The sequence below is a fragment of the Bacteroidota bacterium genome (genome assembly GCA_016213405.1).
Lineage (GTDB): Bacteria > Bacteroidota > Bacteroidia > Palsa-948 > Palsa-948 > Palsa-948.
The window spans coordinates 117,815-143,351 of sequence record JACRAM010000125.1; the positions used below are offsets into that span (position 1 = coordinate 117,815).

The following is a 25,537-nucleotide window of genomic DNA, read 5'->3' on the forward strand; positions in this document are numbered from 1 at the left end:
AGGAAAACAGTAACTTTAGTAAAATTTTTTATGAAAAAAATTCTTTTCTCTTCTATTGCTGTTTCAAGTATAACGATGAATTCTTTTTCTCAATGGAATTTCAGTTCAGCCATTAATACTCCTGTCTGCATTTCCGCAAACGATCAGAAAAATATCAGCATGACATCTGATTCAAAAGGAGGTGCGATTATTACATGGGTTGATTTCAGAAACAATCTCATTCGTTCTGATATATTTTCGCAGCGGATAGATGCTTCAGGATTTGTGAAATGGACATCCAACGGTACATCCATCTGCACTACCGCTGCAGATCAAACCAATCCATCAACTGTTGAAGATGGAATAGGCGGAGTAATTATTGCATGGGATGATTCCACCAACGGCAACAAAGATATTTTCGCACAGCGGATTGATTCATCCGGAAATATAAAATGGGCTGTGAACGGAGTTCCGGTCATAGTGAAAGCCGGTCAGCAGAAAAATGTTAAGATAACAACAGACGGATCAGGAGGAGCGATTGTGGTGTGGGAAGATTCTATTGGCGGAACCTGGGATATTTACGCACAGCATATTAACGGAAATGGTGCAACCACATGGACAGCCGGAGGGGTTGCCATCTGCACAGCAGCGTTCACACAAAAAGGCGCTCGATTGATTCCTGATGGATCAGGTGGAGCCATCATTATCTGGCAGGATAAACGAGGCGGTTTTGATTATGATGTTTATGCACAAAGAATAAATTCTTCCGGAGTTTTTCAATGGGCGGCAAACGGAATAGTTATTTCTGCCCTCACCGGAAACCAGCGCAATGGCAAAATAGTTTCTGACGGTGCAGGCGGTGCAATCATTGTTTGGGAAGATAAACGTGGCGCACTGGCGTATGATGTGTATGCACAACGTGTAAATGCTTCAGGAGTTGTTCAATGGGCAGCAAACGGAACAGCCGTTTGCACGGCAGACAGTTCTCAAACATCCATTGATGTAACTTCAGATAATATAAGCGGAGCTATTGCAACATGGAGAGACAAACGCAGTGGACTTTATCATGATGTATATGCACAGAAAATAAATTCAACCGGAACAATGGCATGGGCTGCAAACGGAATTGCCATTTCAAATGCTGTTAATGCTCAAACCAGTCCGAACGTCTGTGCTGACGGTGTTGGCGGAGCCATAATTGCATGGGAAGATTCCTGCTGCAACAATAGCTGGGATATAAAATCGCAGCGGGTGGATGCAAACGGAACAGCGCAGTGGGCGGCAGGAGGAGTGCTTATCGGCTCTGCTGCTAATACCCAAAACAACGTGAAAAATATTTCAGATGGCGGAGGTGGAAGTATTTATGCTTTTCAGGATTTCAGAAGCGGAACAAACTATGATATTTATGCGCATCGCATACTTTCAAACGGAACAGCGGCTTCTGTGGATGAACTCGATGTTCAAAGTTCAATGTTTCAGGTTTTTCCGAATCCGAACAACGGGCAGTTTACAGTTTACAGTTTACAGTTTACAGTTTACAGTTTAGAAATCTATAACCTATTTGGAGAAATTGTTTTCCTACAAACCGTAGACCGTAAACAGGAAACCATAAACATTTCTGATGTCCCCAGCGGACTTTACTTTTATCAAATAACTGCTGACGACAAACAGCTTTCGACAAACCATGTTATTTCAACCGGCAAGTTCATGATCACTAAATAATCTTTCTTAAATTTACGTTCTCTGTAACAGATGGATATGGGTATGCGTCTAATGTAAACCAAGATTACTTTAATCACAGTATAAACCTGATACTTGATGAATAGATTCTTTACTCTTCTTTTATGCGTGAATTTCTCGTTTGCTTTTTCTCAGCCCTCGCTGAACAGCAGTAATTTTCCGCTTGCAGGAGTTTCATACAACCGTTTTATTTCAATCGGAGGTTTTGTTGGCAATGCTGGAGCCAGCCAGTTTTACGATTTTACAAATACGTTTATCTGGATGAATGACACCGTGCGCTATATCAGTCCGTCTGCAACACCTTATGCTTCATTTCATCCCGGAGCAAGTGTGGCATCAGTGCAGCCTGGCGCAATCACACAAATCACCTATTACTCTTCCGATGCAAATGCTTTTTGGGCAAGTGGCGCTACTCTCATTGGGGACTTTGGAATGGGTTTCACTATTACTCATGCCAATTATCCGCTGCCTTATACCGATACCCTTGTGTCAAACCAATATACGTACGGTCATATTGAAACAGAAATTTCAGGAATACGGTTTGTGAATATTTATCCCGGAATAGATTATCAAACCATTTCAGGAAAATATATTGTTTGCGATGGCTACGGAACTCTTTATGCCCCGCTTGATACATTCACTAACGTGCTTCGTGTAAAATATGTTGAGTATAAATATGACACCGCATATTCAAACAATGTTCCGATTGATGCAAAAACGGATACATTATATTATTACAAATATTTTGCGCAGAATATCCGTCACCCCGTTCTGATTGCTCACACAGATAAATTTGATCAGGTGCAGTATATTGAAGCGCTGGTGATGCCTGATGTTTTGAATGGCTGTACCGATAGTTTAGCACAAAATTTTAACCCGATTGCAAATCAGAATGACGGTTCCTGTATTTATTGTAATCAGATAAGTTATTCCATTTCTGCTGATACTAGTATTTGTGCTGGTGATACAATTACGCTGAATGCAACTGGCGCTACCAATTTTTTGTGGTCAACAAGCGATACGGTTTCTCCCATTCTTGTAAGCCCTGATTCAACGCAGACGTTCAGCGTATATATGAACTATCAATCGTATTGCTGGCAAATTGGAGCAGTAACTGTTTCTGTTTATGATGATGCACTGGCGGGGTTTTGGGCTGATATGACAAATCCAATTGACGGAGACACCATTTTATTTGTAAACACATCCACAAATGCAACAAATTATTTCTGGGACTTTGGCGATTCCACCACCAGTACAGAAGAAAACCCGCGCCATCTTTACGCAAGCGCAGGAACAAAAACAATTACGCTCATTGCTTCCAATGCCTGTTCATCCGATACGTTGATTATGACGATTGTTTTTTCCGGTGTGGAAGATTTTCTGTCTTCAGATTTCATGCTTCAGGTTTATCCGAACCCGTCAAACGGCAAGTTTACAGTTTACAGTTTACAGTTTACAGTTGGCGAACATTATCAATTAGAAATCTATAATCTACTCGGAGAACTTGTTTTACAACAAACCGTAAACCATAAACAGGAAACCGTAAACCTGAGCGGAGCGAACGGAATTTATTTTGTCCGGATGAAAGCCGGTGATGTGTTCTATCAGAAGAAAATTGTAAAAATGTAAACAGAAAATGAAAAAAATAATCTGTGTAATCTTCTTTATTAATCTGTGTAATCTGTGTTTCTCCCAAATCGTCATCAATGAAGTTTGTTCTAAAAACAATTCTATTATCAAAGATGAAGACGGTGATTTTTCCGACTGGCTTGAGTTATTTAATTCCGGTGCAACTGCGATAAATCTGAACGGATATTATCTCAGCGATGATTTCGCCAATCTTTCTCAATGGCAGTTTCCCGCAATAACCATTCAGCCCCAGAAATATCTTGTAGTTTTTGCTTCGGGGAAAAACCGTAAAACGGTTATTGACCATTGGGAAACACCGGTAAATGCAAACGATTTTTGGAGATATATCATTCCTGTTGTTCAACCGGTTTCTAGCTGGAATACGGTTGGCTTTAATGATACCGGATGGAATCTGGGGATTGGCGGTTTCGGTTATGGCGATGGCGATGACAACACGCTTCTCACTCCTCCTCTCTGGTCAGTGTTTACGCGCAAAACTTTTACGGTGAGTGATACTTCAAAGATCACTGCTGCAATATTAACAATGGATTATGATGATGCTTTTGTTGCCTATGTGAATGGTGTTGAGATAGCCCGTTCTAACATTGGTGTTACCGGTACCCCACCGCCTTTCAATATGGCAGCATTTAAAGAACACGAAGCTCTTTTATATCAGGGGCAACTCCCTGAAAATTTTCAGATTGATATGAGTTTGCTGAAATCAGTTTTAGTGAACGGAACGAATGTGCTCTCCATTCAAACTCATAATAATAACAATAACTCTTCTGATTTATCTTCCATTCCATTTCTTTCATTCGGGATAAAAGATGCTTCTGTGTTCTGGGGTCCTCCACCAGCGTGGATTTATCTTGGCAAGTCTACACTTCACACTAATTTCAAACTTAACGGAAACGGTGAAACAATTTATCTTTCCGATGCATCGCAAACAGTAGTTGATATGTTTAGTTTTCCATACTTGCAATTGGATAATTCTTACGGACGATTTCCGGATGCAAATCCTCTTCTTGTTTATTTCGGCACTCCCACTCCTGATTCTACCAATAATGGTTCAGTTACAAGCATCAGTTATGTAAGTGATCCGATTTTTTCATTGCCTGCCGGATTCTACAATGGCTCGCAAACACTGGCTCTTTCGTGCAATACAGTTGGAGCTGCAATTCGTTATACTACTGACGGAAGCACTCCGAAACAAACTTCCTCTCTGTATTCCTCGTTGATTGCCATTGACTCAACCATGGTGATTCGCGCACACGCATTTATCGGCAGCGGACAACTTCCGAGTGAGACAGTTACCAACACTTATTTTATCAATGACAGCGCTTCGCTGCCTGTGATTTCACTCAGCACAGATCCGGGATATTTGTTTGACTGGAACAGCGGAATTTATGTTCTCGGTCCAAATGCCGACACGATGTCTCCTTTTTTCAATGCAAACTTCTGGCAGGATTGGGAAGTTCCAGCGAACATTGAATATTTTGACAAGCAGAATATTCAGGCGTTTGAACAAGGAGTCGGCATCAGAATACAGGGAAATTATTCACGTGCGAATCCGCAAAAAAGTTTTAAAGTGGCAGCTCGTAGCGTATATGGAAAATCAAAGTTTGATTATCAGTTTTTTCCAGATAAGGAAATCACGGAATTCAATCAAATTATTTTGCGAAATGCTGGGAATGACTGGAATGGTTTGCATTTCAGAGATGCAGTCATTCACAAACTCTGTAATAAAAAAACAGACCTTGATGTTCAGGGATATCAGCCCTGCCTTGTTTTTATTAATGGTGAATACTGGGGGGTGTATAATATCCGCGAAAAAATAAACAAGGATTACATTGCTGAAAATCATGGAGTAAATCCCGACAGCATTGATTTATTGCAGTACAACGGGTTAGTGATGGATGGCAATGTTTTCGATTTCTACCAGTTTGCAACTTTTGTCCTTAATAATAATTTAGACGATACCGCCAATTACTCTGTGGTAAAATCCTGGCTTGACATTGATAATTTCATTGATTATTTTGTAGTGGAAACATATTCTGAAAATGGAGATTGGTTAACGAATAATGTACGATTCTGGCGCGAACAAAAAAATGGAGCTAAATGGCGGCATATACTTTGGGACCTCGATTTTTTTGGTACATCATGGTGGAGTTTTACTGCTAGTTCACTGGATTCAAACCTGAATAAACCGTTTTCTTTTCAATCTATATTATTCAATAAACTTGTTCAGAATATTGAATTCCGAAATCAATTTATTAATCGCAATGCTGATTTGCTTAACACGATTTTTACTCCTGATTATCTGAAAAATTATGTAGCTGCCGTGCATGATTCATTAGATCCCGAAATGAAGCGTCACTTTGCACGATGGGGCTTCGGAGTGAATGAACCTGCTTATGGTTTGGGAGGACAGGGCAACTATAACGACTGGAAATACTTTAATCTTTCTCAATTAAATACCTTCATCAATTACCGCCCCACCACTGCCAGGAATCAAATTCAGAATACGGCTTCACTTAAAAAACAAGTTCCTGTTACTTTCAATGTATATCCTCCGGGTGCAGGCAGCATTGAGTTAAATACCATTGAACTTGATAGTTTCCCCTGGGCTGGAATTTATTTTGACAGTGTACCCATCACCTTCAAAGCAGTTCCGAATCCCGGTTATCAATTCGCTTTCTGGCAGTCAACTATTTTAATTCCGAATCCGAATTTTAATCAGAGCATAAAGATAAATGTGGATACAAGCGATGTTTTCACTGCCTATTTTTTCGGTTCACCTGATACCAACCGAATTGTTCTCAGTGAAATAAATTATAAATCCTCAACTGCCCTTGATGCCGGAGATTGGGTGGAATTGTATAATTACGGAACCGTGGATATTGATATTTCCGGATGGAAATTTAAAGACAGCGTGGTAGCAAACAGTTTTTTTATTCCTCAAAATACTATTCTTGCAAAGAACAATTATCTTGTTTTATGTCAGGACACGGCAAAATTCAAAGCTGCTTATCCGAATGTAAATAATTATGTTGGACCATTTAATTTTGGTTTAAGTTCTGGTGGAGATTATTTACGATTGTTTGATAAAAATGAAAATTTATTTTTATCTATGACATACAGTAATACTTCTCCATGGCCAACCGGATCGAATGGCACGGGCAAAACATTGGAATTATTGGATGAAAACGGAAGCATGAATAATCCTTTTAATTGGTTCAGCGGATGTGTGGGTGGCTCACCGGGTGTTGCCTTTTTCCCTTGTCCACTTTCAGTTGATGAAGAAGGAATCGCTGACAACGGGTTAAACCTCTCAAACTTTCCGAATCCCTATAATAATTCAACTACAATTACATTTACATTGAAAGAATCCGGTCTTGTGCGGCTTATCGTTGTGGATGCTTATGGCAAACAAGTTTTCACTCTTTTAAACGAACAAATCTCAAGCGGAACTCATAATATTCCTTTCAATCCGGGGGCCGTTTCCTCTGGAATTTATTTTTATCAGGTGAGTACAGCCAAATTATCCGAAACGAAAATTATGCAGTTGATAAAATAAAAAAAACAAAAATTATTGACTACAAATAATGATTCTTAGATAAACCAAAAGTGTTTCCTTTTAATAAAATCAGAATGATTCATTATATTATATCAAAAGGAAAATTAATTTTGACAAACTAAAATTAGATTATGAAAAAATTTATTCCGCTTGTTTTTCTGATTTTTCTTATTCCCATTGTTGTTTTCAACTCCTGCAAAAAAGGAGCAGGCGAAGGAGGCAGAGCAAGCATCAAGGGAAAAGTTTATACAGTTAACTATGATGCCCAACTACTGGCAAAAAGAGATTCCGGATATCTCGGAGGTCAAAAAGTGTACATCATCTATGGCGATGAAACAGCCGTGGGCAGCAATCAGGATTCTAACAATGAAGGCGCTTATGAATTTACCTACCTCCGGAAAGGAAAATACAAAGTATATGTTTACACAAAAGTTGCCAATGGGCAGTTGGATTCAGCCGTGGTGCAGTCAGGAGAAATTACGGATAAGAAACAAACTTTAGAACTTCCCGATTTTAAAATCAAAACCAACAAGAATTAATTCTTTTATGAAATATTTTTTTCTTGTTGGAATATTACTCGCTTCATTTTCTTTATTTGGTCAAAACAAAAAAGAAAAAAAAGCTATTAAAACCTACGGCATTAAATCCGTTATTGAAAATGTAACTGAAACAGTGAATGGCAAAGAAACAACAAGAAAAGATTCCTATACTGCTTATGACAAAAATGCCAACATTATTTTAAACGAAGAATATCGAAAGGACGGAACGCTCAAACACAAGGAAACAGCCAAGTACGATTCGAAAGGAAATAAATTAGAAGAAACAGTTTTTGATGCAGCAGAAACTCAGCTCAATGCTGAAAAGAATGTAAAAAAAGTTTGCAAGTATGATTCGAATGATAACAAAACGGAAGAACTTGAATACGATGGCAGCGGAAAACTTGTAGCGAAAACACAAAGTTCTTTTAACAGCAATGGAGATAAAATTCTTGAAGTGGTGTATGACGCTACAGGCAAGCTTACAAAAAAAATTATTTATATCTACAACGCAAAAGGGTTGAAAGTTGAGAAAAAAGAATACGATGGTGCAAATATGCTCGTGTCAGACAGGAAATATACTTACGAATACTAAACAATGCCTGAATTGAACGAAGTCATAAACAAATTTGAACCCATCACGCTTGCTGAAATGGAGAGCGTGAAATTGATGGAGCGCGTGGATTCAAAATATGTTTTTCCATTTTTACAACTCCCGCGAATATTGGATGGGATGGCTTCTACCTACCGCCTTCTGTCAATTAATGATATCCGAATTCATCGCTATGAGTCACTCTATTACGACACAAAAGATTTTCAACTTTATGGACGGCACGAGTTAGGAAAGCTGAACCGTTGGAAACTTCGATTCAGAAGATACGCTGATTCAGGAGGGTTGACTTTTTTCGAAATAAAGTTTAAGAATAGCAAGGAAAGAACAATCAAGAACAGGGTGAAGATGAAAGAGATTGGAAACAGGATAGAAGGAAAAGCAGATGACTTTCTTAAAAAAATCACTTCCTTCAGCGCTGAAATGTTCGAACCAAAAATATGGGTGAATTATTCCCGCATGACTTTTGTAAATAAATTTTCTCAGGAACGCCTGACCATTGATACGAATCTTCATTTTATTAAAGCGGCTCCTGACGGGAATATTATTGAGGCGCGATTTCCACAGATGGTAATTGCTGAAGCAAAACGGGAAAAAGCATCTTCTGTTTCTGAATTTATACGTATGGTTCGGATGGGAGCCATCCGCGAATCAGGAATCAGCAAATATTGTTTTGGCATTTACAATCTTTTCGATTCAGTAAAGAAAAATAATTTTAAGCCACGCGTGCGTTTCATCCATAAAATGGCAGGCACAAATTTATCACCAACAGGAACCTAAAATAAAATAATATGTATTTACTTCAGGAAACACAGGATGTAGTTGCAAGCGGATGGGATTTATTTAATAAACTGTCCCTCAAATTTTTTATCCGCCTGACAGTTGATCTCAGTTCAGTTTTCATACTGATCCGGTTTATTTATTATCCCAACTACCGGACCAAGGAATTCTTTTTCACTTTTTTCATTTTTAATCTGGTCATTTTCCTTATCACGTATATGATGAATAAGGTGGAAATGTCCATGGGTGCAGCATTTGGTTTATTTGCCGTGTTCAGCATCATGCGCTACCGTTCGGAAGATATTTCGATAAAAGATCTCACCTACCTTTTTCTGGTTATTGCAATAGGTTTGATCACAGCAGTTTCAAAAGGCGGATGGGATGAATTATCTCTTATCAACTCAATTATCATTATTGTTGCTCTTCTGCTTGAAACAAATATTCTGATGAAAAGAGAACTTGGCAAAACGGTTATGTATGAAAATATAGAAATGATCAAGCCGGAGAATCATGAAAAACTCCTGGAAGATCTCAGAACACGCACGGGTCTGAATATTCACCGGTTCAGCATTGTAAAAATTGATTTTCTGCGTGACTTGGCAAATATTCGTGTCTATTATTACGATACACGAAGCAAGATTTCAATTTAAGAAGCAATGACTAAAAAATTATTGTCTTTCTTTTTTGCCTATTGCCTATTGCCTGTTGCCTATTGCTTTTCTCAGGATTATCCAGATGCAGGCTCATGGAATACATTAAATATTGACAAAGCAATAAACGGCAAGCTCACTGCACTGTTTACAGAAGAATGTCGCTTCAAAGAAAATTTTTCTCGCTTAAATCTTTTTTATACAAATCTTGGTATTGAATATAAGGTCGCAAAAAATTTTAAAGTAGCGTTGATTTACCGTTGGATTGATAAATTCCAGGACGATAATTCTTATAGTTTTCGCCACCGGCTCATGCTTGACTTGACTTTCAAACAAAAGTTCGGAAAACTTACAGCGTCTTACCGCAACCGAACTCAAGTGGAAGATCGCGATATTTATTCCAGCGATAACGGAAGTGTTCCAGAATGGTATTCAAGAAATAAATTCGGAGCAAAGTATGATATGGGGAAAAGATACATTCCTTTTGCTTCTGTTGAACTCCGCTACCAGTTTCGTGACCCAAGAAACATTGAAAGTGATAAAACCTGGCACCGCGAACGCTATGTGCTTGGCGCGGAATATAAAATCAATAACAAAAATATTTTTAGCGCCTATTACCTGATCCAGCGCGAACACAATGTTCTCAGCCCTCAGAACCTCTATATTGTAGGGCTTGAGTACTCGCTTTCACTCTGAGTTTTTCCTGCATTAATTTTTCAGTTGTATTTATTTTCATTCGTACATTCGTACAAATTCGTTTGGAGTTTATTCTGAGCGAAGTCGAAGAATAGAAGTATGCATTTTGAAGTCACAGAAGATTACCTCGATAAAATTTCCACAGCGATCAGGTCGAACGACATTAAATCGCTCGAGAAGAAATTAAAAAAACTTCACTCGGCTGATATTGCAGGAATACTGAATGAGCTTGAGCTTGAAGACGGAAAAAAACTTTACAATTTTCTTGATGATAAAATCGCTGCCGATGCGCTTATCGAAATGGAAGAAGACAAGCGCGAGCGATTTCTTGAATCGCTTACTTCCGCACAGATTGCCGACCATCTTGACCACCTTCCTTCCGATGAAGCCGCTGATGTAATCCAGGAACTGCCGGACAAAGTTCAGGACGAAGTTTTACGCGAACTTGAAAAGGATGATGCCGCACAGGCAAGCGACATTGCTGACCTGCTGAAGTATGACGAGAATACTGCGGGTGGTTTGATGCAGAAGGAACTTGTGAAGGTGAATATGAACAAAAGCATGATCGAATGCGTGCGCGAACTCCGAAAACATGCCGACCATATTGAAGATATTTATGCTGTATTTGTGGTGGATGATATAGATAGATTAGTAGGGGTTATCTCTCTCAAAAAAGTTTTAACAACATCTCTTCGTGTAAAAATTTCTGATGTGTATGAACCCGAAGTGATTTCCGTAAAGACAAACATGGATGCCGAAGAAGTTGCCCAGTTGATGGAAAAATACAATCTCGTCTTTGTTGCTGTGGTGGATGGACTTGGAAAATTAGTTGGAAGAATTAACATTGACGATGTAGTGGATGTGATACGAAAAGAAGAAACCGAGGATGTTCAGAAAATGGCTGCCGTTCAGGTGCTGGACGAACCCTACATGAACAGTTCTGTTTTTGAAGTGATAAAAAAACGCGCGGGCTGGCTGATGATACTTTTCATAGGCGAAAGTTTTACCGCCACCGCCATGGGTTTTTTTGAAAACCAGATTTCAAAAGCGGTGGTGCTCGCACTCTTTGTCCCGCTTATCATTTCCAGCGGAGGAAATACGGGTTCGCAGGCAAGCACGCTCATCATCCGTTCCCTAGCTCTCGGAGAAGTTTCTGTGAAAGAATGGTGGAGAATTTTCAGCAGAGAAATCAAAGTGGGTTTGATTCTCGGAATTATTTTAGGCATCATCGGATTTTTACGTGTAATAATCTGGTCTGCATTTATTCATGTTTATGGAGATCACTCCGTACTGGTCGGTCTCACTGTAGGAATTTCTTTGCTTGGTGTTGTGCTATGGGGAAATTTAGTGGGCTCAATATTTCCAATATTGCTTAAGAGGGCGGGACTCGATCCCGCTGTTTCGTCCGCTCCGTTTGTCGCAACGCTGGTTGATATCACAGGACTTCTCATTTATTTTACCATCGCATCACTTCTTCTTACTGGGATTTTGCTATGAAAATGTTTTTTCTTGATTCCATCCACCCTTCTCTGAAAAAAGAGCTGGAGAAAAATAATTTCATCTGTGATGAAGATTTTATTTCATCGAAAGAAGAAATTGAAAAAAAAGTTTCTCAGTACGATGGAATTATTCTCAGAAGCCGACTTAAGATTGACAAAAAATTCATTGACTGTTTTGTTCCCTCCCTGAAGGGGAGGGTTAGGGAGGGGCTTCACTTCATTGCCCGTGTTGGAGCAGGCATGGAACACATTGATGTTGCCTATGCAGAGAGCAAAGGGATAAAATGCATTTCTTCTCCCGAAGGAAACCGAAATGCAGTTGCCGAGCATGCGCTCGGAATGTTGCTGAGCTTGCTCAATAATATTTCAAAAGCGAATGCGGAGGTGAAAGAAGGAAAATGGATTCGTGAAGCCAACCGAGGAACGGAACTGGAGGGAAAAACTATCGGCATTTACGGCTATGGAAATACAGGAAGCGCTTTTGCAAAAGTGCTGAGAGGATTTGATGTGAAAATTCTCGCTTACGATAAGTACAAGGCTGTTTCTCTCCCTCTTGGAGGGGGTGCAGGGGGAGGACTTTATCAATCAACTCCTGAAAAAATATTTTCTGAAACAGATGTGTTGAGCTTGCATTTGCCTCTTACCGGTGAAACCAACTATTTAGTCAACGATTCCTTCACCAGCAAATTCAAAAAAAATATTTATCTCATCAACACTTCCCGCGGGCAAATTGTAAAAACAGATGACCTTGTGAAAAATCTTAAATCAGGAAAAATCCTTGGCGCCTGCTTAGATGTGTTGGAATATGAGGAAACTTCTTTTGAATTTTTGTCCCCCTCTGGAGGGGGAGAAGGGGGAGGACAATCATTTCAATATCTAAAATCTTCCAATAAAGTAATCCTCACCCCCCACATTGCCGGCTGGAGTTTTGAATCAAGTGAAAAGATGGCGATAATTCTAGCAGAGAAAATAATCTCTCTCACCTCAAAATAAGTAGCCGGTTTGAGTCAAGTTTAATAAAGATAAACAGCAAAATTGTAAACGCCCATAGGGAAGAACCTCCATAACTGAAAAACGGCAATGGAATTCCGATTACCGGAGCAAGCCCAACTGTCATTCCCACATTTATAGTTACGTGAAAAAATAAAATAGAGGCAACTCCATAACCGTAAATCCTGCTGAAAGAGGAACGCTGCCGTTCTGCGAGAAAAATTATTCTAAGAATAAGCGCAAGAAATAAAAATAAAATAATAGCGCTTCCCAGAAACCCCCATTCTTCTCCAACAGTACAGAAAATAAAATCGGTGCTTTGTTCAGGAACAAAATCATATTTCGTCTGCGTGCCTTGCAAAAACCCTTTTCCGGTAAGTCCCCCTGAACCAATAGCAATCAAACTTTGATTGACATTGTAGCCCGCTTTCTTTTTCATGTCTTTGTCAGCTTCCTTTCCCAAGAAAACATTAATACGTGTTTTCTGATGAGGTTTCATTTTGCTGAAAGCGTAATCCACACCAAACACAGCGCCCGAAGCCACAACCAGCAGAGCGAAAACTCCCATAAGAAATCTTCTTGCTCTTTTCTTATTTCTGCTATTCATCCAAATTACAAAGGCAATAATGCCGGCAATAACAGCCAGAAGAATTACAAGCATGATTTTATTTACAAGCAAAGCAGAGATGAGAAGAATGGTTGCAAAAAAACCTCCCAATAAAAAATTTCCTGAGAAACCTTCTCTGAATAAAACGAAAATGAATGCGATATATACTAACGCTGTTCCTGCTTCTTTCTCCAGAACAATAATCATCGCAGGAAAGAGAATAATGAAGAATGCTATCGCTTTTGTTTGAATTCTCTCAACCCGGATATTCATTGCACTCATATATTTTGCAAGCGCAAGAGCTACCGCAAATTTTCCAAACTCAGCGGGTTGTAATCCGAAATCACCGAACCTAAACCACGATTTGCTTCCTGAAATTTCTCTCCCGAAAAAAATTACTGCTACCAGTGTAACAGCGCTGAAAATATAAATAGGATAGGGGAATGCCGTAAAGAAATTTGCATCAATAATCAAAATAATAATAGCAATAAGAATTGCGCTTCCTATCCAAAGCAACTGCTTTCCATATTTCTGAGAAATGTCAAAAATGCTGTTGTGCTCGTCATTATAAACAGCAGCGTAAATGTTCAGCCAGCCAAGCAATACAAGAACAAGAAATAGTCCTGTTGTTATCCAGTCAATGTTTTGAAAAATATATTTTTGTTCGCGGGACATTTTTATAAATTATTATTCATCTCCTGTAAGAGATTTATCTTCTTCCTTTTCTTTTTTATGAATCATATCTCCTTCCAACATTCTTTTTTCAATTTCAGGACGTTTTATTGAATCTGTCAGATATTTTTCAACTATCAAACTTCCGATTGGTGCAGCCCATTGTGCACCCCATCCACCGTTTTCTACTGCCACGGCTACTGCAATCTTTGGGTTATCTCTTGGAGCGAAACATACAAACATCGAGTGGTCTTTTCCATGAGGGTTCTGTGCTGTTCCGGTTTTTGCGCACATTTCGATTCCTGAAATTTTTGAGGCAGCTGCTGTTCCGTTTTTAACGGCTTGACTCATGCCTTCAATCACTATACTATAGTAAGAAGTATCTGTAACAAGTGTATAATGTTTTTCTTTAAATCTATCGAGGGATGGATCATTTTCATTTCTGTCAATTGCTTTTACAGTATGCGGAATAAAATAATATCCTCTATTTGCAATGATGCAAACAGCATTTGCATTTTGTAATGGAGTGATTCCAACTTCCCCCTGCCCGATGGCGAGAGAAATAATAGTGGAAGAATGCCATCGGTGCTCTCCGAATATTTTATTGTAATAAGGAATGGTTGGCAGTGATCCGCGAAGTTCATTAGGAATATCTGAATTAAGATGCGCTCCTATTCCGAAACCTGTAATATAATTTCTCCATACAGAAAACACAGCCTCCATGGTTTTATATTTTTTGTTGTCCATCACGCTTTTGAATACGTGACAGAAATAAGTGTTGCACGAATGCTGAATAGCTGGTTCAAGAATTAAATACCCATGACTTGCATCACATTTCAATTGTTTTGCGCCACCATAATTAAATCCACCCGCGCAGAAATAGGATGTCCCTGGAAAAAGAACTTTTTCATTTTGCCCGACAAGCGACATGATAAGTTTAAAAGTGGAGCCGGGAGGATAAGAAGCCATTAACGCACGATTGAACAGCGGCTTCATAGAATCCAGCTGAAGTGCTCTGAAATTTTTCGAAAGCGTGCTGCCTATGAGAAGATTAGGATCATAACTCGGACTGGAAACAAACGCAAGAATTTCTCCTGTGGACGGATCAATGGCGACAATGCTTCCGATTTTATTTTGCATCAGTTTTTCTCCATACTCCTGCAGAGCTGCGTCAAGAGTGCAAACCAAATCTTTTCCCGCACTTGCAATCGTATCATAGATTCCATTCATGTAACTCCCTTGAGAACGGTTATGTACGTCCACCACTTCAATATGTATTCCTTTTATTCCTCGTAAAGGAATCTCGTATGCTTTTTCCATTCCGCTGATGCCGATGTAGTCACCATCTTTATAATAAATACTTGTATCCGTAATTTTTTCTGAAACTTCGCCCACATAACCAAGTAGATGGGCTGCAATAGGGTCGGGATATTTTCTGAGCGTTCGAGGCTGAAGAAAAAATCCTGAGAATTTATATAACCTTTCCTGAAGAATGGCGGAATGTTCAACGGAAATTTCTTTTTCAAATACAGACGGCTTCAGAGGGGAATTAGGCGCCAGTATTGCTTTTAGCATTTTCTTTTCAAAAGTTATTTTATCTATTCCAAGTGTTTTGCAAAAATCTACGGTGTCAAAATCTTTTACCTGTTTAGGAATCACCATTAAATCATAAGCCGCCTGATTATACACGAGTCGTTTTCCTTTTCGGTCAAAAATATTTCCCCGAGCCGGATAATCGGTCATGTAGCGAAACGCCTGATTGCGCGCAGTGAGTTTGTACTGATCGTCAACTATCTGGATGTAAAATAGCCGTGCAAGAAAAATCATAATAATGGAAGAAAAAATCGCAATGATGACATATTGTCTGTCGGAGTACTGCGAAGTCATTACGATTTAGAATTAGAAAAGAAAAACTGGCTGATAAAAACAAGTGTGAGCGTGAATATTGAACTGAGAATTACCCGGAAGAAAGTGGAGAAAAATTCAGAGAGGGAAAATATCTCCATGTAGAATAAAAATAAGTGATGCACCAGAACTAAAATTCCAGCATACGAGAAAAACCAACCGAAACCGAATTGCTGAATAGTTGGTTTTTGCACCACATCGTAGCCATCTCGCGGAGAAATTAATTTCAGAATGGGCTTACGGAGAAATGCCATGAGTACGGATGAGGCAGCGTGCAATCCCCCTGTATCTGCAAACATGTCAATACTGATGCCGAGCACGAACGCAAGCAGAAGCACGAGCCAATCGGCTGTCTGAAATGGAAGCATAAGGATGAAGAGCACATAGAGAAAAGGATTGAGGTAACCACTCAGTTGGATATTGTTCAGGATGAGAACTTGAAACAGAAGAAGAAAAAGAAATCGAATAATATTTCTTGTTACTTCGTTAATCATGCTGAGCGTTTTTTTCCAAAGTTGTTTGTTCTTCTTTCATTAGATTGTTCACAATATTCACGTATAATAAGCGATTGAAATCGGTAGATAATTTTATTGTAACATCATAAAAAGTATTGCCCGCAATCTTTTCAAACTCCTCAACAGTTCCAACCATAATTCCTTCAGGAAAGATAGAAGAATAGGAACTTGTTACAATTGTATCTCCTTTTGCAAGTTCAAGGTGAGAAGGAATTCGCTCCATCTCCGCATGCCATTCATCATTTCCGCTCCAAGTTAAAATAGCGTTTTCTCCAAACTTTTTTATGTTTACAGTAATACGCGTGTTCTCATGAAGCAGCGACATGACAGAGCAAAAATTATCTGATACATCCCTGACAATTCCTACAATTCCATCGCTGGAAATAACAGCCATTTCTTTTTTTACTCCCAGCTTTGAACCAACATTGAGCGTGAGATAATTTTTTCTGCGGTTGGTTGAATTGTTCACCACTTTTGCAATGAGATAAAAATATTGCTGCTTGAGTAATGAGTCTTTTACAGATACAGGAGTATTGCTTTGATGCATAAACGATTTGCTAAGCTGATTCCTTAGTATCACATTTTCTTCTGCCAGTTTTTTATTTTCTTGCTTCAATCCGAAATAATCCGTGAAGCCAGAATAAGTTTCATAAATATTTCCCGCAATTGCATTGGATGAATTCAGAAAATGCGCACGCTGAAAATGATTATTCTGAATCACAAGATAAACGGAGAACGATTCGAGAAAAAGAAAAAGTATGATGTAATAATTTCGGGTGAGAAAGAGAATTAGATTTCGCATCTCATTCGATAATGGTTTTCATTATCTGATCAGGAACGGAAATTTATCTGCATTCTTCAGTGCAATTCCTGTTCCGCGCGCAACCGCGCGAAGTGGATCTTCCGCCACATGAACAGGAAGTTTTGTCTTAAGAGATATTCGTTTATCAAGCCCGCGAAGCAAAGCACCGCCTCCTGTAAGATAAATTCCTGTTCGGTAAATATCAGCAGCCAATTCGGGGGGAGTAATTTCCAGCGCGTTCAGAATCGCTTCTTCAATTTTCGCAATGGATTTATCAAGCGCATGAGCAATTTCAGAATAGGAAACAAAAATTTCTTTCGGCACTCCTGTCATCAAATCTCTTCCGTGAACAGGATAATCAGGAGGGGGATTATCTAGTTCGGGGATGGCAGCACCAACCTCAATCTTGATTCTTTCCGCAGTGCGTTCGCCAATCAGAATATTATGTTGTCTGCGCATGTAATCTTCTATATCAGCAGTGAGTTCATCACCTGCAATGCGGATGGATTTATCGCAAACAATTCCGCCAAGCGCAATGATTGCAATGTCGCTTGTTCCACCACCAATATCCACAATCATATTTCCCATCGGCTCTTCCACATCAATGCCGATACCGAGTGCGGCAGCCATCGGCTCATGAATGAGATAAACTTCTTTACCGCCAGCATGCTCTGCAGAATCTTTTACCGCCCGCTTTTCGACTTCCGTGATTCCGGAAGGGATACAAATAACCATACGAAGTGAAGGAGCAAACAATCTCCTACCGGGATTTATCATCTTTATCAATCCGCGAATCATAAATTCTGCTGCGTTGAAATCGGCAATAACTCCATCGCGGAGCGGACGAATAGTTTTTATGTTCTCGTGAGTTTTTCCATGCATCTGCATTGCCAGCTTGCCGACCGCAATCACTTTTCCTGAATTGCGCTCTATGGCAACAATAGAAGGTTCGTCAACCACTACTCTATCGTTGTGAATGATGACCGTGTTTGCCGTTCCGAGGTCAATTGCTATTTCTTGTGTGAGGAAACTAAAAAAGCCCATAGAAAGAATGTACGATTTACAATTTACAATTTAAAAATTCATAACTCAAATTTGCGATTACTAATGACTAAAGGATAATGACTAATGACTTTCTTATTAACAGATTAATGTTTGAAATGGCGAGTGCCAGTTACCACCATCGCCATATTATTTTTGTCACAGCAATCAATCGAATCTTTATCCTTGATGGAACCTCCTGGCTGAACAACAGAGGTGATTCCTGCTTCATGCGCAATCTGAACACAATCTGGAAATGGGAAAAAAGCATCCGATGCCATCGCTGCTCCTTTCAAATCAAATCTGAAAGTTTTTGCTTTTAGGATTGCCTGTTTAAGCGCATCTACGCGAGAAGTTTGTCCGACTCCGCTTGCAAGGAGTTGTTTATTCTTCGCTAAGACAATCGTGTTTGATTTTGTATGCTTCACAATTTTATTAGCGAAAACCAAATCAATCAACTCCTCTTTCGCAGGAATTTTTTTTGTAACTGATTTCATGTCTGATTCAGTTTCAATCTTTGAATCTCTGTCTTGTTCTAAATATCCATTCAAAGTTGTACGGATAATTTTTGAAGGAAGTTCGGTTGATTTCTGAATCAGAATGATTCTGTTTTGTTTTTGCTTGAGTATGTTCAGTGCATTTTCGTCATATGCTGGCGCGATAATCACTTCAAAGAAAAGCTTATTTATCTCCTGAGCAGTTTCTTCATCTACTTTTGCATTTGTAATCAGGACTCCACCGAAAGCGGAAATAGGATCGCCAGAAAATGCGTCTTGCCATGCTTCAACTAATTTCGGACGTGAAGACAGTCCGCAGGCGTTATTGTGTTTGAGAATAGCGAAAGTGGTTTCTGAAAATTCAGCAATAAGGTTTACAGCAGCATCTACATCTAAAAGATTGTTGTATGAAAGTTCTTTTCCATTCAACTGAGAAAATATTTTTTCAAAGTCACCATAAAAGGTTCCTTTCTGATGAGGATTTTCTCCGTAACGAAGTATTTTTGATTTTGAAGCGGTACCGTTCATATTCGACATTGTAAGCTTTGGTTCTCCAGTAAAGTAAGAATGAATGGCAGTGTCATATTTCGAAGTAACTCCAAACGCTTTTGTAGCGAGATATTTTCTGTCTTCAAGTGATGAAACTCCTTTATTCTCATCCAGAATTTTCAGGAGGAATCCGTATTCGTTTTTTGAAGGAACAATTATCACATCATTAAAATTTTTTGCGCCAGCGCGGATGAGAGAAATTCCTCCTATGTCAATCTTTTCGATAATTTCTTTTTCATCTTTTGTTTTTGAAAGGGTTTCTTCAAACGGATACAAATCCACAATCACTAAATCAATCTCAGGAATCTGGTATTCTTCCAGTTGGGAAGCGTCTTCATTTTTTTCTCTTCGGCTCAGAATTCCACCAAAAATTTTTGGATGAAGGGTTTTCACACGCCCGCCAAGAATGGAGGGATAGGAAGTGAGCTTTTCAACGGACGTAACTTGCACTCCAAGTTTCTCAATAAACTCCTGCGTTCCGCCCGTGCTGAAAATTGTTACGCCAAGTTCTTCTAGTTTTTTTACAATCGGTTCAAGATTGTCTTTATAGAAAACGGATATGAGAGCGCTTTTTATTTTTTTATTCATTTAAATACAGATTCAAACAGATTTATTCGGATGCATACGGAAAAAATTCATCTGTCTGAATCGTCCTTTTATCCGTTTGCATCTCGAAGAACAAAAGTATGATTTTACCTGCTACTAAAGTACGAATCTTTACTGATGTACTAATCTAAGTGGGTTTTGCCTTCATTAGTATATTCGCACCCAATTAGTCCCGAAGGGATGCCTTCGGCATAATTTAGTAGAATGCTTTTTCTTACTCTCTTCAAAGAAAGTTTTCTCTTCGCCATACAAGCGCTGGTGACGAACAAGCTGAGAAGTTTTCTTTCCCTGCTTGGAATAACTATTGGAATTTTTGCCATCATTTCTGTTTTCACAATGACGGATTCACTTGAATTCAAACTGCGCGATAGTGTAAAATCGCTTGGCGATAACGTCATCTATATTCAGAAATGGCCATGGACTTTCGGTCCGGATTATCCCTGGTGGAAATACATGAATCGCCCAGTACCGAACATCAGTGAATTGGATGAAGTTCGGAGAGTGTGCCTGAAAGGTGAGTCATTTGCTTTCATGGTTTCAGCAAGAGGAACTGCAAAGTATAGAAGCAACAGCGTGGAGAATTCTGATTTGCAATGTGTGTCGCATGAATATGATAAGATTCGTTCATTTGAAATCGTGAATGGAAGATATTTTTCCGAAACGGAATCATCAAGCGGGAGAGCCGTTTGCATCATAGGGAATACAATCGCAGAGGGTTTATTTGAGAGCGAAGACCCCATCGGTAAAACAATAAAAGTGCGCGATAGCAAATTGGCAGTAATTGGCGTTTTGAAAAAAGAAGGAGAGAGCATGATAGGAAGCAATGTTGATACTCAAGTTCTCATTCCGATAAATTACGCGCGCAACATTGTTGATTTACGTAGTGATAGATTTGAACCGGTGATTCTCGTGAAAGCAAAGCAGGGAGTTTCAAATGATGAGTTGATTGATGAACTTACAGGAATCATGCGCGGAATCAGAAAACTGAAACCCATTGCTGAAGATGATTTTGCCTTGAATCAAACATCTATGCTCTCTGCGCAAGTCGGAGATTTATTTAATGTAGTTGGAATTGCCGGATGGATCATTGGCGGATTTTCAATTTTAGTTGGCGGATTCGGAATTGCAAATATTATGTTTGTGTCTGTAAAGGAAAGAACCAACCTTATTGGAATTCAGAAATCTCTTGGTGCGAAAAATTATTTTATACTCTTGCAATTTCTTGCTGAAGCGATAATGCTTTCCATCATAGGAGGAATTATCGGACTTCTTTTGATTTACGGAGGAACTTTTATAGTGGAAAGTTTAATGGAAATGGAAGTGAATCTCACGCAATCAAACATTATTCTTGGTTTAACAATCTCCGCGTTGATTGGAGTTGTCTCGGGGTTCGTGCCTGCCTACAACGCTTCGCAACTAGATCCTGTAGAAGCAATACGCACAAATTAGCGCAAGAACCAAATAGCAAATATCAAATCACAAATAAATTCCAACACCCAAATACAAAAATTCAAACAATAAAAAGCAAAATGTTAAAAGAAGAAAAGAAGCCAGTTTATGATTTAGAAGAAAGAACTTTTCAGTTTGCAAAGCGAGTTAGGCTATATGTAAAAAATCTTCCTAAAACAACAGCTAACATTGAAGACGGAAAACAAATAATCAGAGCGTCTGGTTCTGTTGGCGCAAATTATATAGAAGCGAATGAAGCATTAAGCGACAAAGATTTTCGCATGAGAATTAAAATTTCCAGAAAGGAATCAAAGGAAAGCGCTTATTTCTTGCGATTGATTTATGAAACAAATTCTTCTGAGTTTGAAAAAGAGGGACGGCTATTACAAGATGAAGCAGTGCAATTAAAAAAGATTTTTTCAACCATTATCAATAAATCTTGATTGTTTTGAATTTGGATTTTCATATTTGGTATTTATTTGTGATTTGTTATTTGTATTTTGGAATTTAAACTTATGGAAATAGTAAGAAAACGCCCGATCATTCTCACCATCATCTGCATCATAGGAATTTTATGGAGTTTGTTGAATTTCATTTTTGTTTTTTCTCCTTTTATAAAGAAAATCTCTGACTGGGCTCCCGCGATTTATGGAATTATTGTGGCGATTCAGTTTATTTCTTTCATCGGAATCTGGCACATGAAACGATGGGGAGTGCATCTTTTTATTTCCGCGTTCTTTGCCAAAATAATTTTCTCTATCCTGATTGACGATGTGAGTTATATGGGAATTGTTCTCTCTGTGATTTTCACAATCTTCTTCCTGGTTTATTACAGGAGGATGGATGAGGAACTGTAATTAATCTTTCATTCTCTTCATTATCTCCATCGCTCCATCAATATCTTTTATATTCTCAACTTTCAACGTCAGTTTGTTTTCACCCTCATTCATCGTGCAGGTTTTCGGATTACTCTGCACGAACCGCAAATTTTTTGAGAAGGTTTCGCTTTGATAGTAAGGGGAGTTTTTATTTGAGACAAACCATGCCGTAAGCTTTCCATTTTTCAAAAAAAGTTTTTCAAAACCCAGTTCAATCGCCAGCCATCGCAGCCGGACAACAATGATGAGTTTTTTTGTCTGCGATGGAATTTCTCCGAACCGGTCCTGCAATTGTTTTTCAAAAGCAGTGAGGTCTTCTTCTGTTTTGCTGTTGTCTAACTGCTGATACAATGCAATACGTTCAGCAATGTTCTCAACATATTCATCAGGAATCAGAATGGATAAATCAGTATCAATCACACAATCACGTGTGAAGGGGCGAGAGTCGAGAGTCGGGTGTCGGGTGAAGTTTTCCCTCGTCTCTCGTCCTTCGTCCTTCGTCTCTTGCATTTCTTCTTTCAGTTCCGCCATCGCTTCATCCAAAATCTTTTGGTACATCTCATAGCCGATTTCAGTGATGAACCCGCTTTGCTCTGCTCCCAATAGATTTCCCGCTCCGCGAATATCCAAATCTCGCATAGCAACATTAATTCCGCTGCCGAGTTCGGAGAATTCTTCAATGGCGCGCAATCTTTTTTTTGCTTCGTTAGTTAACGTGGCGTATGGAGGCGTTAGCAAATAGCAAAAAGCTTTTTTGTTCGAGCGACCCACTCGCCCGCGTAACTGATACATATCGCTCAACCCGTAATTCTGTGCATCATTAATAATAATCGTGTTCGCATTTGGAATATCCAATCCGGATTCAATAATCGTAGTACACACGAGCACATCAAATTCTCCTTCTACAAAATTCATCATTGCTTTTTCAAGCGTCTCGCCTTTCAATTGTCCGTGAGCAACTAGCATTCTCGCTTTCGGACAAAGTTTTTGAATGAGTTCAGCATAGCGCCCGATATTTTGGACCCGGTTGTGAACGAAAAATACTTGCCCGCTTCTTTGCAATTCATATTCGATTCCTTCCTTAATTATTTTTTCATTGAACTGGTGTAGTTCTGTGTGAACAGGATAACGGTTTGGCGGTGGCGTGTTGATGATAGACAAATCCCTCGCACCCATCATAGAAAACTGGAGTGTGCGCGGAATAGGAGTTGCAGTGAGCGTGAGTGTATCTACATTTGCTTTTAGAAGTTTTAGTTTATCTTTTGCACCTACTCCGAATTTCTGCTCTTCATCCACAATCATTAATCCTAAATCTTTGAACTTTACATCCTTTCCAAGCAAGCGATGTGTGCCGATGATGATATCAGTTTTTCCTTCGGCAAGTTTTTTCAGAGATTCTTTCTGGTCTTTTGCTGATTTGAAGCGGTTGATGTAATCTATTGTTACAGGTAATTCTTTCATGCGATCGGAAAATGTTTTGAAATGTTGAAGTGCCAGAATAGTTGTCGGAACAAGAACGGCAGTTTGTTTGCTGTCGCAGGCTGCTTTGAACGAAGCGCGAATGGCAATTTCTGTTTTTCCAAATCCAACATCTCCGCAAATTAACCTGTCCATAGGAGATTCTTCCTCCATATCCCGTTTCACATCGTTGGTGGATTTTAATTGGTCAGGTGTATCTTCGTAGATGAAACTCGCTTCAAGTTCATTCTGCAAATAACTATCTGGAGAGAATGCAAAACCTTTCTGTTGTTTTCTCTGCGCGTAAAGTTTGATGAGGTCGAACGCAATTTCCTTGACTTTCTTTTTTGTTTTACGCTTGAGATTTGTCCATGCATTTGAACCAAGTTTGTCAAGTCGTGGTGCTTCACCTTCCTTCCCTGTGTGTTTTGAAATCTGGTGAAGCGAGTGAATGCTTATATATAAGGTGTCGTTATCCTTATAAACTAACCGAATCGCTTCCTGTTCTTTTTCGTTCACCACAATTTTTTCCAAACCGCCAAATCGCCCGATGCCGTAATCAATATGCGTTACATAATCTCCCGGCTGAAGTGATTTCAGCATTTTTATAGTGAGCACTTCGCTTTTTTTGAATCCACCGCTTTTTATTTTGTAGCGGTGATACCTGCCAAAAATCTGGTGGTCAGTGTAACAGGAAATTTTTTGATTATTGTCAACAAATCCTTCATGGATGGAAGAAATTAACGGAGTGAATTCTAAATTTTTTCCTTCACTGCTTAATGATTCAAAAATTGCATGCAGCCGTTCAGATTGTTTTGCTGAATCGCAGAAAATAAAATTCTGAAAATCTTTTTCTGAATTCGTTTTCAGGTTTGCTTCAAGCAAATTGAAATTTTTATTGAAGGAAGGTTGAGGGGAGAAATTAAAGTTGATATATCCTACACCTTCACCCCCTCCGGAGGAGGACAAATTTCCAAATTCAACTATCGATACTTTTTGAAATTCGTTTTTCAATTCTTCTGCGCTGAGAAACAAATCAGATTTTTCCGAAAGTGATTTTAATCGTTCGTCTATTATATTCAGAGATTGGGGTGCATTATCAATCCAGATACATAAATCATTTTTGTTTTCAAGAATGAAATCAATAATGGAAGTTGATTTGCCTTCAGACATTTTTTCTTGTATGTTCGGAAGAATGGACGCACAGTCAAAGTGCTGAAGCGAAAGCTGGCTCACTGTATCGAATGTTCGGATGGATTCAACTTCATCACCTGAAAGCTCGATTCGGAAGGGCGCATTGTTTGAGAAAGAAAAAATATCCACAATTCCACCTCGGACAGAGAACTGCCCAGGTTCCACTACATAATCACATTGTTCAAAACCATATTCATTTAAAATGTCCGTGAGAAACGATAGAGAAATCTTTTCCCCTTTAGTGATGTTTATTGAATTTTTCTCAAGATGCTCTTTTGAAATTACTTTTTCGGCTATTGCATCCGAATAAGAAACAATAATTAATAATTCATTTGAACGAAGTGCATTCAGAACTTCTGCCCTCAATTGAATGGATGAAGTATCTTGATCTTCAATTGTATATGGTTTTTTGAAAGAAGAAGGAAAAAATAAAGCTTTAGAGCCAAGCGTTTCTAAGTCATTCAGGATATAGGCGGATTCTTCTTTGTCCTGAAGGATTACAAGATGAACTCTTGATTTTTTTTCAGAAACAGCACGAATGATAAATGAAAGTGAAGAACCTGCAAGCCCTTTGATTGAAACAGATTTTTTTTCTTCTAAAAGTTTCGCAATAGATAATACTCTCTCATCTCCGAAATAAATTTTCAGAAGAGAAGAAAGATTTAATGCAGATTTCAC

General features: G+C 38.9%; 20 protein-coding genes. 13 read left to right on the forward strand and 7 right to left on the reverse strand.

The window, feature by feature from the left end; translation table 11 throughout:
- Positions 1-30: 30 nt before the first annotated feature.
- The 10 genes from HY841_15530 (at position 31) to HY841_15575 (ending at position 12,689) form a co-directional block, all read left to right on the forward strand.
- On the forward strand, positions 31-1,701 hold the full coding sequence (locus HY841_15530; GenBank protein ID MBI4932169.1) for a T9SS type A sorting domain-containing protein: 1,671 nt from the start codon (positions 31-33) through the stop codon (positions 1,699-1,701).
- Positions 1,702-1,797: 96 nt separating this feature from the next.
- Positions 1,798-3,348, forward strand: coding sequence for a T9SS type A sorting domain-containing protein (locus tag HY841_15535; protein MBI4932170.1), 1,551 nt, complete (start codon positions 1,798-1,800; stop codon positions 3,346-3,348).
- A gap of 7 nt (positions 3,349-3,355) precedes the next feature.
- Positions 3,356-6,925, forward strand: a complete 3,570-nt coding sequence (locus HY841_15540; GenBank protein MBI4932171.1) for a CotH kinase family protein — start codon at positions 3,356-3,358, stop codon at positions 6,923-6,925.
- Positions 6,926-7,056: 131 nt separating this feature from the next.
- Positions 7,057-7,464 (forward strand): hypothetical protein, encoded by a 408-nt coding sequence (locus HY841_15545; GenBank protein MBI4932172.1) that lies wholly within the window; start codon positions 7,057-7,059, stop codon positions 7,462-7,464.
- A 7-nt stretch (positions 7,465-7,471) separates the two neighbouring features.
- Positions 7,472-8,056, forward strand: coding sequence for a hypothetical protein (locus tag HY841_15550; GenBank protein MBI4932173.1), 585 nt, complete (start codon positions 7,472-7,474; stop codon positions 8,054-8,056).
- Between the two features lie 3 nt (positions 8,057-8,059).
- Positions 8,060-8,851 carry a polyphosphate polymerase domain-containing protein gene (locus tag HY841_15555; GenBank protein MBI4932174.1) on the forward strand — a complete coding sequence of 264 codons (792 nt, stop codon included), beginning with the start codon at positions 8,060-8,062 and terminating at the stop codon, positions 8,849-8,851.
- Between the two features lie 11 nt (positions 8,852-8,862).
- Positions 8,863-9,501: a DUF4956 domain-containing protein gene (locus HY841_15560; GenBank protein ID MBI4932175.1), complete on the forward strand. Its 639-nt coding sequence runs from the start codon at positions 8,863-8,865 to the stop codon at positions 9,499-9,501.
- A gap of 6 nt (positions 9,502-9,507) precedes the next feature.
- Positions 9,508-10,197 carry a DUF2490 domain-containing protein gene (locus HY841_15565; protein MBI4932176.1) on the forward strand — a complete coding sequence of 230 codons (690 nt, stop codon included), beginning with the start codon at positions 9,508-9,510 and terminating at the stop codon, positions 10,195-10,197.
- Between the two features lie 99 nt (positions 10,198-10,296).
- Positions 10,297-11,694 (forward strand): magnesium transporter, encoded by a 1,398-nt coding sequence (gene mgtE / locus HY841_15570; protein ID MBI4932177.1) that lies wholly within the window; start codon positions 10,297-10,299, stop codon positions 11,692-11,694.
- A complete protein-coding gene (locus HY841_15575) occupies positions 11,691-12,689 on the forward strand; it encodes a hydroxyacid dehydrogenase (protein ID MBI4932178.1) in 999 nt (332 codons plus the stop codon). Before mgtE ends, HY841_15575 begins: the two co-directional genes overlap by 4 nt.
- Here HY841_15575 and rodA read toward each other — a convergent pair.
- The 6 genes from rodA to purH all read right to left on the reverse strand — a co-directional run bounded on the left by rodA (position 12,676) and on the right by purH (position 19,862).
- Entirely contained in the window at positions 12,676-13,968 is a 1,293-nt protein-coding gene (gene rodA, locus HY841_15580; protein MBI4932179.1) for a rod shape-determining protein RodA, read from the reverse strand. The genes HY841_15575 and rodA overlap by 14 nt on opposite strands.
- A 12-nt stretch (positions 13,969-13,980) precedes the next feature.
- Entirely contained in the window at positions 13,981-15,852 is a 1,872-nt protein-coding gene (gene mrdA / locus HY841_15585) for a penicillin-binding protein 2 (protein MBI4932180.1), read from the reverse strand.
- Complete coding sequence (locus HY841_15590) at positions 15,852-16,364, reverse strand: rod shape-determining protein MreD (GenBank protein MBI4932181.1); 513 nt, start codon at positions 16,362-16,364, stop codon at positions 15,852-15,854. Before HY841_15590 ends, mrdA begins: the two co-directional genes overlap by 1 nt.
- Positions 16,357-17,187, reverse strand: coding sequence for a rod shape-determining protein MreC (gene mreC / locus HY841_15595; GenBank protein ID MBI4932182.1), 831 nt, complete (start codon positions 17,185-17,187; stop codon positions 16,357-16,359). The genes HY841_15590 and mreC overlap by 8 nt, the downstream gene beginning before the upstream one ends.
- A 21-nt stretch (positions 17,188-17,208) precedes the next feature.
- Positions 17,209-18,231, reverse strand: a complete 1,023-nt coding sequence (locus HY841_15600) for a rod shape-determining protein (protein MBI4932183.1) — start codon at positions 18,229-18,231, stop codon at positions 17,209-17,211.
- A 104-nt stretch (positions 18,232-18,335) separates the two neighbouring features.
- A complete protein-coding gene (gene purH, locus HY841_15605; GenBank protein ID MBI4932184.1) occupies positions 18,336-19,862 on the reverse strand; it encodes a bifunctional phosphoribosylaminoimidazolecarboxamide formyltransferase/IMP cyclohydrolase in 1,527 nt (508 codons plus the stop codon).
- Between the two features lie 222 nt (positions 19,863-20,084).
- Between purH and HY841_15610 the strand changes: the two genes are divergently transcribed.
- The 3 genes from HY841_15610 (at position 20,085) to HY841_15620 (ending at position 22,186) form a co-directional block, all read left to right on the forward strand.
- Entirely contained in the window at positions 20,085-21,329 is a 1,245-nt protein-coding gene (locus HY841_15610) for an ABC transporter permease (GenBank protein ID MBI4932185.1), read from the forward strand.
- 80 nt (positions 21,330-21,409) lie between these two features.
- On the forward strand, positions 21,410-21,772 hold the full coding sequence (locus HY841_15615) for a four helix bundle protein (protein MBI4932186.1): 363 nt from the start codon (positions 21,410-21,412) through the stop codon (positions 21,770-21,772).
- A gap of 72 nt (positions 21,773-21,844) precedes the next feature.
- Complete coding sequence (locus HY841_15620; GenBank protein MBI4932187.1) at positions 21,845-22,186, forward strand: hypothetical protein; 342 nt, start codon at positions 21,845-21,847, stop codon at positions 22,184-22,186.
- Here the strand turns inward: HY841_15620 and mfd are convergent, their stop codons facing one another.
- A complete protein-coding gene (gene mfd / locus HY841_15625) occupies positions 22,187-25,537 on the reverse strand; it encodes a transcription-repair coupling factor (protein ID MBI4932188.1) in 3,351 nt (1,116 codons plus the stop codon).

What these genes read in the sequence shown, in the direction of transcription:
- HY841_15530 (MBI4932169.1), top strand. Translation starts at nt 31, where the DNA reads ATGAAAAAAATTCTTTTCTCTTCTATTGCTGTTTCAAGTATAACGATG.
- HY841_15535 (MBI4932170.1), top strand. Translation starts at nt 1,798, where the DNA reads ATGAATAGATTCTTTACTCTTCTTTTATGCGTGAATTTCTCGTTTGCT.
- HY841_15540 (MBI4932171.1), top strand. Translation starts at nt 3,356, where the DNA reads ATGAAAAAAATAATCTGTGTAATCTTCTTTATTAATCTGTGTAATCTG.
- HY841_15545 (MBI4932172.1), top strand. Translation starts at nt 7,057, where the DNA reads ATGAAAAAATTTATTCCGCTTGTTTTTCTGATTTTTCTTATTCCCATT.
- HY841_15550 (MBI4932173.1), top strand. Translation starts at nt 7,472, where the DNA reads ATGAAATATTTTTTTCTTGTTGGAATATTACTCGCTTCATTTTCTTTA.
- HY841_15555 (MBI4932174.1), top strand. Translation starts at nt 8,060, where the DNA reads ATGCCTGAATTGAACGAAGTCATAAACAAATTTGAACCCATCACGCTT.
- HY841_15560 (MBI4932175.1), top strand. Translation starts at nt 8,863, where the DNA reads ATGTATTTACTTCAGGAAACACAGGATGTAGTTGCAAGCGGATGGGAT.
- HY841_15565 (MBI4932176.1), top strand. Translation starts at nt 9,508, where the DNA reads ATGACTAAAAAATTATTGTCTTTCTTTTTTGCCTATTGCCTATTGCCT.
- mgtE (MBI4932177.1), top strand. Translation starts at nt 10,297, where the DNA reads ATGCATTTTGAAGTCACAGAAGATTACCTCGATAAAATTTCCACAGCG.
- HY841_15575 (MBI4932178.1), top strand. Translation starts at nt 11,691, where the DNA reads ATGAAAATGTTTTTTCTTGATTCCATCCACCCTTCTCTGAAAAAAGAG.
- rodA (MBI4932179.1), bottom strand. Translation starts at nt 13,968, where the DNA reads ATGTCCCGCGAACAAAAATATATTTTTCAAAACATTGACTGGATAACA.
- mrdA (MBI4932180.1), bottom strand. Translation starts at nt 15,852, where the DNA reads ATGACTTCGCAGTACTCCGACAGACAATATGTCATCATTGCGATTTTT.
- HY841_15590 (MBI4932181.1), bottom strand. Translation starts at nt 16,364, where the DNA reads ATGATTAACGAAGTAACAAGAAATATTATTCGATTTCTTTTTCTTCTT.
- mreC (MBI4932182.1), bottom strand. Translation starts at nt 17,187, where the DNA reads ATGCGAAATCTAATTCTCTTTCTCACCCGAAATTATTACATCATACTT.
- HY841_15600 (MBI4932183.1), bottom strand. Translation starts at nt 18,231, where the DNA reads ATGGGCTTTTTTAGTTTCCTCACACAAGAAATAGCAATTGACCTCGGA.
- purH (MBI4932184.1), bottom strand. Translation starts at nt 19,862, where the DNA reads ATGAATAAAAAAATAAAAAGCGCTCTCATATCCGTTTTCTATAAAGAC.
- HY841_15610 (MBI4932185.1), top strand. Translation starts at nt 20,085, where the DNA reads ATGCTTTTTCTTACTCTCTTCAAAGAAAGTTTTCTCTTCGCCATACAA.
- HY841_15615 (MBI4932186.1), top strand. Translation starts at nt 21,410, where the DNA reads ATGTTAAAAGAAGAAAAGAAGCCAGTTTATGATTTAGAAGAAAGAACT.
- HY841_15620 (MBI4932187.1), top strand. Translation starts at nt 21,845, where the DNA reads ATGGAAATAGTAAGAAAACGCCCGATCATTCTCACCATCATCTGCATC.